Origin of the sequence: Cellulomonas sp. JH27-2, assembly GCF_014837175.1 — a bacterium.
Lineage (GTDB): Bacteria > Actinomycetota > Actinomycetes > Actinomycetales > Cellulomonadaceae > Cellulomonas.
The window spans coordinates 577,784-591,821 of record NZ_JACYFR010000002.1; the positions used below are offsets into that span (position 1 = coordinate 577,784).

Annotated in this window: 12 protein-coding genes; 7 read left to right on the top strand and 5 right to left on the bottom strand. The window is 71.9% G+C overall.

All coding sequences use genetic code 11. The features are described from left to right. Positions 1-105: 105 nt before the first annotated feature. On the top strand, positions 106-2,703 hold the full coding sequence (locus tag IC607_RS07635; RefSeq protein ID WP_370526072.1) for a glycoside hydrolase family 6 protein: 2,598 nt from the start codon (positions 106-108) through the stop codon (positions 2,701-2,703). Between the two features lie 120 nt (positions 2,704-2,823). Here IC607_RS07635 and IC607_RS07640 read toward each other — a convergent pair whose 3' ends face one another. Further along, positions 2,824-3,870 (bottom strand): low specificity L-threonine aldolase, encoded by a 1,047-nt coding sequence (locus tag IC607_RS07640; protein ID WP_370526073.1) that lies wholly within the window; start codon positions 3,868-3,870, stop codon positions 2,824-2,826. Positions 3,871-3,949: 79 nt separating this feature from the next. Between IC607_RS07640 and IC607_RS07645 the strand changes: the two genes are divergently transcribed. Continuing rightward, entirely contained in the window at positions 3,950-4,480 is a 531-nt protein-coding gene (locus IC607_RS07645) for a DUF6328 family protein (RefSeq protein ID WP_191786661.1), read from the top strand. A gap of 53 nt (positions 4,481-4,533) precedes the next feature. Here the strand turns inward: IC607_RS07645 and IC607_RS07650 are convergent, their stop codons facing one another. The 3 genes from IC607_RS07650 to IC607_RS07660 all read right to left on the bottom strand — a co-directional run bounded on the left by IC607_RS07650 (position 4,534) and on the right by IC607_RS07660 (position 6,929). Continuing rightward, a complete protein-coding gene (locus IC607_RS07650; RefSeq protein ID WP_191786662.1) occupies positions 4,534-4,815 on the bottom strand; it encodes an HU family DNA-binding protein in 282 nt (93 codons plus the stop codon). Between the two features lie 102 nt (positions 4,816-4,917). Further along, positions 4,918-5,991, bottom strand: a complete 1,074-nt coding sequence (locus tag IC607_RS07655; RefSeq protein ID WP_191786664.1) for a PHP domain-containing protein — start codon at positions 5,989-5,991, stop codon at positions 4,918-4,920. After that, positions 5,988-6,929, bottom strand: coding sequence for a Ku protein (locus IC607_RS07660; protein WP_191786666.1), 942 nt, complete (start codon positions 6,927-6,929; stop codon positions 5,988-5,990). Before IC607_RS07660 ends, IC607_RS07655 begins: the two co-directional genes overlap by 4 nt. A 102-nt stretch (positions 6,930-7,031) precedes the next feature. Between IC607_RS07660 and ligD (IC607_RS07665) the strand changes: the two genes are divergently transcribed. The 4 genes from ligD (IC607_RS07665) (at position 7,032) to IC607_RS07680 (ending at position 10,685) form a co-directional block, all read left to right on the top strand. Then, positions 7,032-7,958 (top strand): non-homologous end-joining DNA ligase, encoded by a 927-nt coding sequence (gene ligD, locus IC607_RS07665; protein WP_225224742.1) that lies wholly within the window; start codon positions 7,032-7,034, stop codon positions 7,956-7,958. Continuing rightward, entirely contained in the window at positions 7,955-8,833 is an 879-nt protein-coding gene (gene ligD, locus IC607_RS07670; RefSeq protein WP_191786670.1) for a non-homologous end-joining DNA ligase, read from the top strand. Before ligD (IC607_RS07665) ends, ligD (IC607_RS07670) begins: the two co-directional genes overlap by 4 nt. Before the next feature lie 113 nt (positions 8,834-8,946). Further along, a complete protein-coding gene (locus IC607_RS07675) occupies positions 8,947-9,510 on the top strand; it encodes a Dps family protein (protein WP_191786672.1) in 564 nt (187 codons plus the stop codon). Next, positions 9,507-10,685 (top strand): App1 family protein, encoded by a 1,179-nt coding sequence (locus tag IC607_RS07680; RefSeq protein ID WP_370526074.1) that lies wholly within the window; start codon positions 9,507-9,509, stop codon positions 10,683-10,685. The genes IC607_RS07675 and IC607_RS07680 overlap by 4 nt, the downstream gene beginning before the upstream one ends. Positions 10,686-10,754: 69 nt before the next feature. Here IC607_RS07680 and IC607_RS07685 read toward each other — a convergent pair whose 3' ends face one another. Continuing rightward, a complete protein-coding gene (locus IC607_RS07685; protein ID WP_191786674.1) occupies positions 10,755-10,961 on the bottom strand; it encodes a hypothetical protein in 207 nt (68 codons plus the stop codon). 241 nt (positions 10,962-11,202) lie between these two features. Here IC607_RS07685 and IC607_RS07690 point away from each other — a divergent pair, with 241 nt between their 5' ends. After that, positions 11,203-14,007: a cellulose-binding domain-containing protein gene (locus IC607_RS07690; RefSeq protein WP_191786677.1), complete on the top strand. Its 2,805-nt coding sequence runs from the start codon at positions 11,203-11,205 to the stop codon at positions 14,005-14,007. The last annotated feature ends 31 nt before the right edge of the window (positions 14,008-14,038 follow it).

A 14,038-nucleotide genomic window follows, 5' to 3' on the forward strand; every position in this document is an offset into this window, starting at 1 on the left:
ACGGACATGGTCACCTTGGCTCGAGTCGCCGTGGACTTGATGTCGGCGGCTCGTGCCTGGACGGGTTGGCCGCCCGGGCCTGCGGAACGACAGACGGAGGACCACGTGTCCACACACGGCAAGAAGGCGATGGGTCGGCGCGCACGCGTCGCCACCACCGCCGCGACGGCAATGGCGCTCGTCGCGATCCCCCTGAGCATCACCAGCAGCGCGAACGCTGCTGAGGCGCACGTCGACAACCCCTATGCCGGCGCGACGCAGTACGTGAACCCCACCTGGGCAGCCGAGGTCAACGCCGCAGCGGCGCGGCAAGCCGACTCCTCCCTCGCGGCCAAGATGGCGACGGTCGCCAAGCAGCCGACCGCCGTCTGGATGGACCGCATCAGCGCCATCACCGGCAACGCCGACGGCAAGGGTCTGCAGTACCACCTGGACGAGGCGCTCAAGCAGAAGGGCTCCGGCCCGATCGTCGTCAACCTGGTCATCTACGACCTGCCCGGCCGCGACTGCTACGCCCTGGCCTCCAACGGTGAGCTCCCCGCCACCGACGCCGGCCTGGCCCGCTACAAGACCGAGTACATCGACAAGATCGCCTCCCTGCTGTCCGACCCCAAGTACGCGGGCCTGCGCATCTCGGCGACGATCGAGCCCGACTCGCTGCCGAACCTCGTCACGAACATCTCCGAGCCCCTCTGCCAGACCGCGGCGCCGTACTACAAGGCCGGCGTCAAGTACGCGCTCGACAAGCTGCACGCGATCTCCAACGTGTACAACTACGTCGACATCGGCCACTCGGGCTGGCTCGGCTGGGACAGCAACTCGGTCCCCGCCGCGCAGCTCTTCGCCGACGTCGCCAAGTCGACGACCGCCGGCTTCGCGTCGATCGACGGCTTCGTGAGCGACACCGCCAACACCACACCGCTCGAGGAGCCGTTCCTGACGGACTCGTCGAAGACGATCAACAACAACCCGATCCGCTCGGCTGACTTCTACGAGTGGAACTTCGACTTCGACGAGCTCGACTTCGCGGCGGACATGCACAAGCGTCTCGTCACGGCCGGGTTCCCGAGCTCGATCGGCATGCTGATCGACACCTCGCGCAACGGCTGGGGCGGCTCCGCCCGTCCCACCGCCGTCTCGACGAGCACGGACCTGAACACCTACGTCAACCAGTCCCGCGTGGACCGTCGCGTCCACCGCGGCGCGTGGTGCAACCCGCTCGGCGCCGGCATCGGCGAGCTGCCGCAGGCCTCCCCGGCCGGGCACCCCGAGTCGTACCTGGACGCGTACGTCTGGATCAAGCCCCCGGGTGAGTCCGACGGTGCGTCGAAGGCCATCGACAACGACGAGGGCAAGAGCTTCGACCGCATGTGCGACCCGACCTTCGTGTCGCCCAAGCTGAAGAACCAGCTCACCGGCGCCACGCCGGACGCGCCGCTCGCCGGCAAGTGGTTCGACGCGCAGTTCACGACGCTGGTCAAGAACGCGTACCCCGTCATCGGCGGCGGCACGGTTCCCCCGGCCGACACCACCGCCCCGACGGCCCCCACGGGCCTGACGGCCGGCACGACGACGGCCACCTCGGTGCCGCTGTCCTGGACCGCCTCGACCGACAACGTCGGCGTGACGGGCTACGACATCTACCAGGGCTCGACGAAGATCGGTTCGTCCACCACGACGAGCTACACCGCGACGGGCCTGACGGCCTCGACCGCGTACTCGTTCACGGTCAAGGCGAAGGACGCCGCCGGTAACGTCTCGGCCGCCTCCACCGCCGTCTCGGCCACCACGAAGGCCGGCACGACGAACGACACGACGGCGCCCTCGGCACCGACGGGTCTGACCGCCGGTACCACGACGACCACGTCGATCCCGCTGAGCTGGACCGCGTCGACCGACAACGTCGGCGTCACCGGCTACGACGTCTACCAGGGCTCCACCCTGGTCGGCTCGAGCACCACGACGAGCTACACGGTCACCGGCCTGACGGCAGGCACGTCGTACTCGTTCACGGTCAAGGCCAAGGACGCCGCGGGCAACATCTCCGCCGCCTCGTCCGCCGTCACGGCCAGCACCAAGTCGGGCACGGTCACGGACACGACGGCGCCCTCTGCTCCGACGGGTCTGACCGCCGGCACCGCCACCACCACGTCGATCCCGCTGTCCTGGACCGCGTCGACCGACAACGTGGGCGTCACCGGCTACGACGTCTACCGGGGCACGACCCTGGTCGGCTCGAGCGCCACGACGAGCTACACCGCGACCGGCCTCACCGCCGGCACGTCGTACTCGTTCACGGTCAAGGCCAAGGACGCCGCGGGCAACGTCTCCGCCGCCTCCGCAGCCGTCACCGCCAGCACCAAGACCGACGGTGGCACCACCACCGCAGGTTGCTCGGTCAAGTACTCGGCGAGCAGCTGGAACACGGGCTTCACGGCCTCGATCAAGGTGACCAACACCGGTACGACGGCGATCAGCAACTGGACCCTCGGGTTCTCGTTCGCCAACGGCCAGACCATCACGCAGGGCTGGAGCGCCGACTGGTCGCAGTCGGGTGCTGCCGTCACCGGCAAGGGCCTGTCGTGGAACAGCACGCTGGCGCCGGGTGCCTCGACGGACATCGGCTTCAACGGCACGCACTCGGGCACGAACAACGCGCCCACCGCCTTCACGATCAACGGTGCGAGCTGCACCGTCGCGTGATCGCACGCACGACACCTGACAGGTGAAGCTGACCGGACGGGGGCCCTCCACACGGAGGGCTCCCGTTCGGCGTCCGGGTCAGTGCGACGAGGTCGCAGCGACGCGGGCAGCGCGACGAGGTCAGTGCGACGCAGCAGCCCGGGCGACGGCGTCGACGAGCGCGTCGACGTCGTCAGGCGACGTGTCGAACGCGCACATGAGGCGCACCTCGCCGGGCGTCCAGTCGTAGAACCGCCACCGCTCGCGGAGCACCCTGGCCATGTCGGACGACATCGCGACGAACACACCGTTCGCTGCGACCTCCTGCGTGACGCGAACGCCGTCGATCGCGGCCAGACCTGCGGCGAGGCGAGCGGCCATCGCGTTGGCGTGCCGTGCCGACCGCAGCCACAGGTCGCCCTCGTACAGGGCGACGAGCTGCGCCGAGACGAACCGCATCTTCGAGGCGAGCTGCATGGACGCCTTGCGCAGGTACTCGAGGCCCGGTGCTGCGTCGGGAGTGAGGACCACCACCGCCTCGCCGAACACGAGGCCGTTCTTGGTGCCGCCCCAGGACACCAGGTCGACGCCGACGTCGGTGGTGAACGCGCGCAGCGGCAGGTCCAGCGCCGCGGCCGCGTTGGCGATCCGCGCGCCGTCGACGTGCAGGCGCATCCCGAGCCCGTGCGCCTGGTCGGCCAGCGCCGCGATCTCGTCGGGCGCGTAGAGCGTGCCGACCTCGGTGGCCTGCGTGATGGACACGACCGCGGGCTGGGCCCGGTGCTCGTCGCCGAAGCCCCAGGCCTCCCGCGCGACGAGCTCGGGGGTGAGCTTGCCGTCCGGCGTCGGCACGGTCAGGAGCTTGAGCCCGGCGACCCGCTCCGGGGCGCCGTTCTCGTCCGTGTGGATGTGGGCGCTCGCGCTGCAGACCACGGCGCCCCACCGCGGTGAGGCGGCCTGGAGCGCCAGCACGTTGGCGGCGGTGCCGTTGAAGACGGGCCACGCGCGTGCATCGGGACCGAAGTGGTCCGCCGCGACCTCCTGCAGCCGAGCCGTGTAGGCGTCGCCGCCGTACGACGTCTGGTGGCCGCCGTTCGCGGCGGCGAGGGCGGCCAGCACCTCCGGGTGCGCACCCGCGTAGTTGTCGGAGGCGAAGTCGCGGCGATCGGCGTCGTGCAGTCGGTTCACCGTCCCAGTGTCCCCCGCCCGCCGCGGCACGAGGTGCGGCAGGATGCGTGCAGGCCCGACGAAGGAGACGAGCGCACCGATGGCAGCAGAGCACCCGCAGGCGCCCGAGCAGGACTTCGACCCGACGGACGACCGCCGCGAGACGTTCACCGAGCGCATGGACCGCAACTGGGACGAGCTGCTGCAGGAGCTGCGCGTCACCCAGACCGGGGCGCAGATCCTCACCGGCTTCCTGCTCACCATCCCGTTCCAGCAACGGTTCGAGGACCTCGACGACTACCAGCACGACCTCTACCTCGTGCTGGTGCTGCTTGCGGTCCTCGCCACCGCGCTCATCGTGGCGCCGGTCGCGATCCACCGGGCGCTGTTCCGCCGCCGGCTCAAGCGCGAGCTCGTGACGATCGGCAGCTGGTTCGCGCGGGCCGGTCTGCTCGTGCTGGCCCTGGTGCTGTCCGGGAGCGCCATGCTCCTGTTCGACGTCGTGCTGACCAGGGCCGCGGGCCGGTGGGTCGGCCTCGGCTGCCTCGTGGTGATGGCGAGCGCGTGGTGGGTGCTGCCGAAGATCGTCACGAGGTGGGCCGCGCGGCACGACGCGGACGGCAGCCCATGACGAGGGCCGGGGCCCGACCCTCGCGGATCGGACCCCGGCCCGGGGACGTCGGCTCAGCCCTGCGCGGCGCGCTTGAGCGCGCTGCCGGCCGTGATCTTCACGCGGTAGCCCGCGGGGATCTCGAGCTTCTCGCCCGTCTGGGGGTTGATGCCCGTCCGCGCGGCGCGGTCGGCGCGCGACACGGCCAGGAAGCCGGGGATCGTCACGGCCTCGCCGGCCGCGAGCTGCTCGACCAGGACCTCCTGGAAGGCCTTGAGGGCCTTGTCGGTCTCGGAGTTGGTGAGACCGGCCTTGGCGGCGACGGCCTGGACGAGCTCGGTGCGGTTCACGCTCACGAAAAGTGCTCCTTGTTGACTGTGCGAATGCGGACCCGGGGGCCGGGCCGAGCGACGGGAGGACCCGCGGATCCGCGGATTCGCCCGTCACCGCCGTCGACCCTAACCCGACAGACCGTGTGGTCCGTGCGTCCGGGCCAGCAGCGTCGCAGGCGGTGAGGCGTTGATCACGCGATCCGCGCCGATGCCGTGCGCCACGGCGCGTTCGCAGCCGACGATCTGCCAGTCGAGCTGGCCGGGGGCGTGGGAGTCCGTGTCGATGCTGAAGTCGCACCCGGCGTCGACCGCCACCTGCAGCAGCTCGTGCGGCGGGTCCAGGCGGTCGGGTCGGCAGTTGATCTCGACGGCCACCCCGTGCTCCGCACACGCGGCGAACACGGCTGCGGCGTCGAACTCGGACGGGGGCCGCTGCTTCCCGGTGAGCCGTCGCCCGGTGCAGTGCCCGAGCACGTCCGTGCGGGGGTTGCTGACGGCCGCGATCATGCGCCGGGTCATGGCGGCGGAGTCCATGCGCAGCTTCGAGTGCACGGACGCGACGACGACGTCGAGGTCGTCGAGCAGGTCCGGGTCCTGGTCCAGGGTGCCGTCGTCGAGGACGTCGCACTCGATGCCGCTCAGCACGACGAACGGCTCGACGACCCCGTTGAGCGCGGCGAGCTGCGCCACCTGCGCCCGCAGCCGCGGGGCCGACAGCCCGTTCGCGACCGTCAGGCGCGGTGAGTGGTCGGTGATCGCGAGGTACTCGTGCCCCAGCTCGAGCGCTGCCAGGACCATCTCCTGCACCGGTGTCGAGCCGTCGCTCGCCTCGGTGTGCGCATGCAGGTCGCCCCGCAGCGCGCGCCGCAGCGCGAGCGCGGCCTTCGACGCCTCGGGCTGCGCCGCGTACTCGTCCTCGAGCTCGACCAGGTACGGCACGGCCCGGTCGCGCCAGGTCAGCGCCACCACCTCCGCGGTCCGGGCACCCACGCCCGGCAGATCGGCGAGCCCGCCGCTCGCCACCAGGGTGTCGAGGCGCGCGGGGTCCGTGCCCTCGACGACGGTCGCGGCCGCCCGGAACGCGGCGCACCGGTACGGGCTCGCCTGGGCACGCTCGAGCAGGAACGCGATGCGGCGCAGCGCGCCGACCGCCGCGTCCCGACGAACGGCTGCTCCTGACCCGGAGGCTGCGGGTGTCACGACGCCTTGCGACGCGTGCGGCGGGCGGGCGCACCGTCGTCGTCGGGCGACGTGTCCTTCTTCTTCGTCTTCTTCGCCGCGGTGGTGGCCTTCTTCGCCTTGGCCGGCTTCGCGTCACCGTCGTCGGCCGACGCCGCAGGCTCCTCCCCGCGGGCCGTGCGCGCCTTCTCCACGCTGCGCTGCAGGGCGGCGAGCAGGTCGACGACCTCGCCGCCGGACTCCTCCTTCTCCCCGGCAGGGACGGGCAAGGCCTGCGTCTTGCCCGAGGAGACCTTCTGCTCGATGAGATCCTCGAGCGCAGCCGCGTAGCGGTCCTCGTACTGGCTCGGGTCGAAGTCCGCCGCGAGCGAGTCCACGAGCGAGCTCGCCATCGTCAGCTCGGCCGGCTTGACCGTCACGTCCGCGTCGAGGATCGGGAAGTCGGCGACCCGGATCTCGTCGGGCCACAGCAGGGTCTGCAGGCAGATGACCTTGTCACGCACACGCAGGACGGCCATCGACTCGCGCTGCCGCAGCGCGACCTTCACCACCGCGACACGGTCCGCCGCCTCGAGCGCGCCACGCAGCAGCGCGTACGGCTTGGCCGCGGTCTTGTCGGGCTCCAGGTAGTACGTCTTGCCGAGCATGATGGGGTCCACCTGGTCCACGGGGACGAACTCCATCACCTCGATCTCCCGCTCGGTGGCGAGCGGGAGGTTGGCGAAGTCGTCGTCGGTGAGGACGACGAGCTCGCCGTCCGCCGTCTCGTACCCCTTGGCGATCTCCGAGTACTCGACCGGCTCGCCGTCCAGGCTGCACACCTTGCGGTAGCGGATCCGGCCGCCGTCCTCGCGGTGCACCTGGTGCATGGTGACCTCGTGCTCCCCCGTGGCCGAGTACAGCCGCACGGGCACGTTGACCAGCCCGAACGCCACCGCGCCCTTCCAGATCGCTCGCATGCCGTCACCCTCCTGTGCCGCGTGCCCGGCGCACGCGCGAATCGCGGGCGCTGCGGCCTGCGCCGCACGCGCTCTCATGGGCAGGATGGACCCGTGCAGCCCATGCTCGCCACCCCTGCCGCCTCCCCCGGCGTGTTGCCGCGCGGGAAGGACTGGGCGTTCGAGGTCAAGTGGGACGGCGTGCGCGCGCTCGCGGACACCCGGACCGGCGCCCCTCGCCTCTGGAGCAGGGCGGAGAACGACATCACCGACGCCTATCCGGAGCTCTCGGGCCTGGCGGCCGTCCCGGACGCGGTGCTCGACGGCGAGATCGTGCTGCTGGCGGGCGGCGTGCCGTCGTTCGCCGCGCTGGCCGAACGCATGCACGTGCGCGACGCCCGTCGCGCTCGCGCGCTCGCGGACGCCCGGCCCGTGACGTACCTGGTCTTCGACGTGCTGCACCTGGGTGGGCGCGACCTCACGTCGACGACCTACGACGAACGCCGCGCGGTCCTGGACACGCTCGCGCTCCCGCCGCACGTGGAGCTCTCGCCGGTCTACGACGACGGCGAGCAGCTGTGGGCCGTGACCGCAGAGCACGGCCTCGAAGGCGTGGTGGCGAAGCGCCGCTCGTCGGTCTACCGACCGGGTCGCCGCTCGCCCGACTGGGTCAAGGCACCGCACCACCGCACTCGTGCGGCGCTCGTCGGGGGCTGGCGCGAGGAGTCGACGGGGACCGGGCGTCTGGGGGCGCTCCTGCTGGGCGCGCCCGACGCCGACGGTGCGCTGCAGTACCTGGGCCGCGCCGGCAGCGGGCTCGCCGGACCGCTCGCGGCGAGCCTGCGCACGCTGCTCGACGAACATCGGGCCGGCACGTCACGCTTCGTCGACGACGTCCCGCCCGCCGACGCCCGCGGCGCCCGCTGGTGCGAGCCGACGCTCGTCGTCGACGTCCGCTACCTCACGCGGACGCCGTCCGGTCGCCTGCGCCAGCCCGTGGTCCGTGGGCTGCGGACCGACACCGGCCCCGACCCCTGGGAGGCCCCATGACCCCCGACCGCCAGCTGCTGGACGTGGACGGCACTCAGGTGCGCGTCAGCCACCTGGACAAGGTCCTGTTCCCGGCCAGCGGCACCACCAAGGCCGAGGTCATGGACTACCTCCTGCGCGTCTCGGGCGGCATCCTGCCGCAGCTGCGCGACCGGCCCGTGACGCGGATCCGCTGGCCCGACGGGACCGGGTCCGAGCGCTTCTTCGAGAAGAACACGCCCCGCGGTGCACCCGAGTGGCTGCGTCGGCAGAAGCTGCGCGCCGCACCGGGCGCCGACGACGAGGGCGCCGAGCTGGAGCTGCCCTTCATCGACGACCTCGCCGGGCTCGTCTGGGCGGCCAACCAGGGCGCGCTCGAGCTGCACACGCCGCAGTGGCGGGTGGGACCGCGCGGAGGCGTGCGTGCACCCGACCGCCTCGTCGTCGACCTGGACCCCGGTCCGCCCGCGGGGCTCGACGAGTGCGTCCGCGTCGCGCACGTCGTCGCGGACCGGCTGCGAGCCGACGGGCTCGAGCGGATCGTGCCGGTCACGTCGGGAAGCAAGGGCATGCAGCTCTACGCCGACCTGCCCGGCACGTCGTCGGTGATGCAGGTGCGCCAGTACGCGCGCGACGTCGCGTACGAGCTGGCCGCGGCGCACCCACGGCTCGTCGTGGCCGTCATGCGCAAGGAGGTGCGCGGCGGCAAGGTGCTGCTGGACTGGTCGCAGAACCATCCCGCCAAGACGACCATCACGCCCTACTCGCTGCGGGGCCGGGAGCGCCCCACGGTGGCGGCGCCGCGCTGGTGGGACGAGGTCGAGCCGGGCCTGGAGCACCTGGGCCCGGGCGAGGTCGCCGCCCGCTTCGAGGAACGGGGCGACCCGTTCGCCTGACGGCCGGTCCGCCGGACCGTTCGGATGGCGCCCCGCCACCGGGTGAGGCAGCGTTGATCCCGAGACCGCGACCGGGGTCGCCGACCCCGACCAGCACGAAGGAGCATCACCTCATGGCGAGCAAGGACCTGCCCACGTTCACCGTCCCGTCCCTGACCAAGGAGGACGGAGCCGCCGTCGCGACGATCCTGCAGACCCGCCTCGACGCGCTGAACGACCTGGCCCTGACCCTCAAGCACATCCACTGGAACGTCGTCGGGCCGCACTTCATCGCGGTCCACGAGATGATCGACCCGCAGGTCGACGCCGTCCGCCTCATGGTCGACGCGATCGCCGAGCGCATCGCGACCCTCGGCGTGGCGCCGGTCGGCACCCCCGGCGCGCTGGTGAAGGCCCGCACGTGGGACGACTACGCGATCGGCCGCGCGGGCGCCATCGAGCACCTGGGAGCACTCGACGAGGTCTACCAGGGCGTCGTCTCCGACCACCGCAAGGCCGCGAAGGACGTCGAGGAGCTCGACGACGTCACGAACGACCTGCTGATCGGTCACCTGCACGAGCTCGAGCTGTTCCACTGGTTCGTCCGCGCCCACCTGGAGTCAGCCGGCGGCGTGCTGAGCACGCAGGACGCCCGCACGGAGAAGGGCGCGGCCAAGGCCGCCGCCAAGGCCGAGTGAACGACGCTCCCGACCGCCCGGCCACCGGGAGCACCGGTGGCCGGGCGGTCCTGCGCGCGGCGCGGCCCGGCGTCATCCGCCCCGGGTCGTCGCACCCCGGTGCCGAGCCGCGGCTGCACCTCGCCGCGCGCCTCGAGGACGCGTTCGACCGTCGGATCGCCGACCGGATGCGCCGGCGCGGCTGGACGGTCCGTATCGAGCCCTACGCCGGCTACGGCGCCCCGGGCTGGGTGCGGGTGATGGCCCGGACGCTCCTGGCCGCGCCGGTCGTGCGGGCGTCCGACCTGCCGGGAGCGGGCGGCGGCGAGCAGGCCGGCAGCGCACCTGCCCACGCCGTGCGTGGCTGGCGCAGCTTCGCGACGGCGCAGGTGGCCGGCGTGCGGGTCGAGGTGCGGATCGGCGAGCGAGTCCACCACGTCGTGACCGACCGCGGCGGCTACCTGGACGCCGACCTCGCGTCCGACCTGCCGCCCGGGTGGCACGACGTGGAGCTGACCGCCGCCGACGGCGCCCGGGCCGCGGCTCGCGTGCAGGTCATCGACCCCGACGTGCGCCTCGGGCTGGTCAGCGACATCGACGACACCGTCATGGTCACGCGCCTACCGCGCCCGCTGGTCGCGGCCTGGAACAGCTTCGTCCGGCACGAGGGTGCCCGTGAGCCGGTGCCCGGGATGGCCGTGCTCTACCAGCAGCTGCTGGCGGCCGACCCCCGCATCCCCGTCGTCTACCTCTCGACCGGCGCCTGGAACGCGGCGCCCGCGATCGGCCGGTTCCTGGCCCGGCACGGGTTCCCTCCGGGCGCGATGCTGCTCACCGACTGGGGACCTACCAACACCGGCTGGTTCCGGTCAGGGGCACGGCACAAGGTGACGCAGCTGCGGCGGCTGATGGCCGAGCTGCCCGACGTCCGCTGGATCCTGGTGGGTGACGACGGGCAGCGCGACCCGGAGGTGTACGCGGGGGCGGCACAGCGGCACCCGGACCAGGTACGGGCGATCCTGCTGCGGCAGCTCACGTTCGGTGAGCACGTGCTCGCGCACGGCGTACCGGTGGCCGCGCCGGGATCGGTCCGGGCGGGTCAGCAGGCGGTGCGTGACGGCATCGCGGTGGTCCAGGGCGCGGACGGGTTCGCGTTGCTGAGGGCGATCCGGGCCCGGCTCCTGCGGATCACCTGACGTGCGGATCACCTGAGGCGCGGAGCACTCGGGAGCACCTGCGGACCGCCCGAGGAGACGGCGTCCGGCTCAGAGCCGCTCGGGGTCGTCCCAGTCGTCGCTGCTCGCGATCGCCTCGTCGTCGGCCGAGAGCTCGGTGGCCTTCAGGGAGCGTGGCGCACGGCGCGGGTCTCCCCCGGAGCGCGCGTCGGCCGCGTCCAGCTCGGACTGCGACCGGGTGCGGTCGGCGAGGTGCTCGGCGGCGGGATCTGATGTCAGGTCGCGGTGGCGGCTCATGGTTCGGTTGTACCTCCGAACGCCGTGCGGCGCACCCGGGCTCGCCGCGATCCCGCCCCTCGGACGCCATCGGGCGCGCACCTCCCTGGGAGCGACGGTCCCGCCTTCCCCTAAACGATTCGGACCCTGCTCTCGCTCGAAGCGCTTCGATAGCGTCACGGCCGCGTCGCGTCGCGACCATCCTTCCGCGGGCAGTGCCGCCCGCGGGAGCTCGACCCGCTTCCACGAAGGAGTGCTGCGGATGTCCGCCAGCCCGCCGTTGCCCCGCGCCTCGACATCCCGGGCCTCCGCCCGCATCGCAGCGCTCGTCGCCTCCGCCGCCGTCGTCGCCGGCACCCTCGTCGCGGTCGACAGCCAGGACCCCGCCCACGCCGCCACGTCGCCGTACACGTGGGGCAACGTCGAGATCGTGGGCGGCGGCTTCGTCCCCGGCATCATCTACAACCAGTCCGAGAAGGGCCTGGTCTACGCGCGCACGGACATCGGTGGCGCGTACCGGATGGACAACGCGACCAAGCGATGGGTCCCGCTGCTCGACAGCGTCGGCTGGGACGACTTCGGCCACACCGGCGTCCTCTCGCTGGCCACCGACCCGATCAACCCCGACAAGGTGTTCGTCGCGACGGGCCTGTACACCAACAGCTGGGACCCCAACAACGGCGCCATCCTGCGCTCGTCGGACCGGGGCAGGACCTGGGCCAAGACCGACCTGCCGTTCAAGGTCGGCGGCAACATGCCGGGACGCGGCATGGGCGAGCGCCTGCAGATCGACCCCAACGACGACCGCGTCCTGTACTTCGGCACCGAGGGCGGCAACGGCCTGTGGCGCAGCACCGACTCGGGGGTCACCTGGGCCAAGGTCACGAGCTTCACCAACGTGGGCAACTACGTGCAGGACCCCACCGACACCAACGGCTACCTGACCACCAACCAGGGCGTCGTGTGGGTCACGTTCGACCCGACGAGCGGCACGAAGGGCTCCCCCAGCAAGACGATCTACGTGGGTGTCGCGGACAAGGCGAACACCGTCTACCGCTCCAGCGACGCGGGTGCGACGTGGACGCGCGTCGCCGGGCAGCCCGCGGGCTTCATCGCCCACAAGGGCGTGTTCGACGCCGTCGGCAAGCAGCTCTACATCGCCACCAGCGACACGGGCGGCCCGTACGACGGTGGCCACGGCGACCTGTGGCGCCTCGACACGACGACCGGCACGTGGACGCAGATCAGCCCCGTGCCGTCGTCGAGCACGGACAACTACTTCGGCTACAGCGGCCTGACGATCGACCGTCAGCACCCGAACACGATCATGGCGGTCTCCCAGATCTCCTGGTGGCCCGACGACATCATCTTCCGGTCCACCGACCGCGGCGCCACGTGGACGCGGATCTGGGACTTCGACGGGTACCCCAACCGCACCAACCGCTACACGCAGGACATCAGCGGGGCGCCGTGGCTGACGTTCGGCCAGCAGGCCCAGCTCCCGGAGACGAGCCCCAAGCTGGGCTGGATGACGGAGTCGTTCGAGATCGACCCCTTCGACTCGAACAGCTTCATGTACGGCACGGGCGCCACGATCTACGGCGGCTCCAACCTCACTGCGTGGGACACCGGCGGCAAGGTCGGGATCGGCGTCAAGGCGCAAGGGCTCGAGGAGACGGCCGTGCTGGACCTCGCCGCCCCTCCCGGCGCGACCGAGGTGGTCTCCGGCCTCGGGGACATCGGCGGGTTCGTGCACACGGACATCACCAAGGTGCCCAGCGCGTACTCGGCGACCGCCCCGTACATGTCGTCTGTCAACGGCGTGGACTTCGCCGAGACGAAGCCCGCGACCATGGTCCGCGTCGGCTCCGCCGACAACGCCACCTCCCACATCGGCATCTCCACCTCCGGCGGCAGCTCGTGGTGGGCCGGCCAGGACCCGTCCGGCGTGACCGGCCCCGGCACCGTCGCCATGGGCGCCGACGGCGGACGCATCGTGTGGAGCCCCGACGGCGCCGGCGTGTACACGTCCTCGACGCTCGGCTCGAGCTGGACCAAGGCGACCGGCGTGGCCGTGGGCGCGCGCGTCGAGTCCGACCGCGTCAACGGGCAGAAGTTCTACGCCTGGAACGCCGGCACGTTCGCCACATCGACCGACGGCGGCGTGACCTTCACGGCCTCCAAGGCTGCCGGGCTGCCCACCACATCGGTCCGCTTCGCGGCGGTTCCCGGCCGGGAGGGCGACGTCTGGCTCACGGGCGGCGACACCAAGGGCGCCTACGGCATGTGGCACTCGACCGACTCGGGTGCGACCTTCACCAAGATCGCGGCGGTCGACCAGGGCGACGCGATCGGTTTCGGCAAGGCCGCTCCCGGCGCCACCTACCCGGCCATCTACACCTCGTCGAAGATCAACGGTGTGCGCGGGATCTTCCGCTCGATCGACGCGGGCGCCACGTGGGTCCGCATCAACGACGACCAGCACCAGTGGGGCTGGACGGGTTCGGTCGTCATCGGCGACCCGGACGTGTACGGACGGGTCTACGTGGGCACCAATGGCCGCGGCATCGTCGTCGGCAACCTCACGGGAACCGACCCGACGACGACACCGACGACCACGCCGACACCCACCCCGACCGTCACACCAACGGTCACGCCGACTCCCACACCCACACCCACGCCGACCGTCACGCCGACGCCGACACCGACACCGACACCCACCCCGACCCCAACCGTCACACCGACGCCCGGCAAGTGCGCCGTGAAGTACACGACGTCGGACTGGAACACGGGATTCACAGCGTCGGTCAGGCTCACCAACACGGGCACGACGGCGATCAACGGCTGGACCCTCGGGTTCTCCTTCGCCAACGGCCAGGCCCTGACGCAGGGCTGGAGCGCCGACTGGTCGCAGTCGGGCACGGCGGTCACCGCCAAGGGACTGTCGTGGAACTCCACGCTGGCACCGGGAGCCTCGACGGACATCGGCTTCAACGGCTCGCACACGGGCAGCAACCCCAGGCCCACGGCGTTCACGCTCAACGGTTCGTCCTGCAGCGTGAGCTGACCGGCCGTCGCGTCGGCGAGTCCTCGCCACC

What these genes read in the sequence shown, in the direction of transcription:
- IC607_RS07645 (WP_191786661.1), top strand. Translation starts at nt 3,950, where the DNA reads ATGGCAGCAGAGCACCCGCAGGCGCCCGAGCAGGACTTCGACCCGACG.
- IC607_RS07660 (WP_191786666.1), bottom strand. Translation starts at nt 6,929, where the DNA reads ATGCGAGCGATCTGGAAGGGCGCGGTGGCGTTCGGGCTGGTCAACGTG.
- ligD (WP_225224742.1), top strand. Translation starts at nt 7,032, where the DNA reads ATGCTCGCCACCCCTGCCGCCTCCCCCGGCGTGTTGCCGCGCGGGAAG.
- ligD (WP_191786670.1), top strand. Translation starts at nt 7,955, where the DNA reads ATGACCCCCGACCGCCAGCTGCTGGACGTGGACGGCACTCAGGTGCGC.
- IC607_RS07675 (WP_191786672.1), top strand. Translation starts at nt 8,947, where the DNA reads ATGGCGAGCAAGGACCTGCCCACGTTCACCGTCCCGTCCCTGACCAAG.
- IC607_RS07685 (WP_191786674.1), bottom strand. Translation starts at nt 10,961, where the DNA reads ATGAGCCGCCACCGCGACCTGACATCAGATCCCGCCGCCGAGCACCTC.
- IC607_RS07690 (WP_191786677.1), top strand. Translation starts at nt 11,203, where the DNA reads ATGTCCGCCAGCCCGCCGTTGCCCCGCGCCTCGACATCCCGGGCCTCC.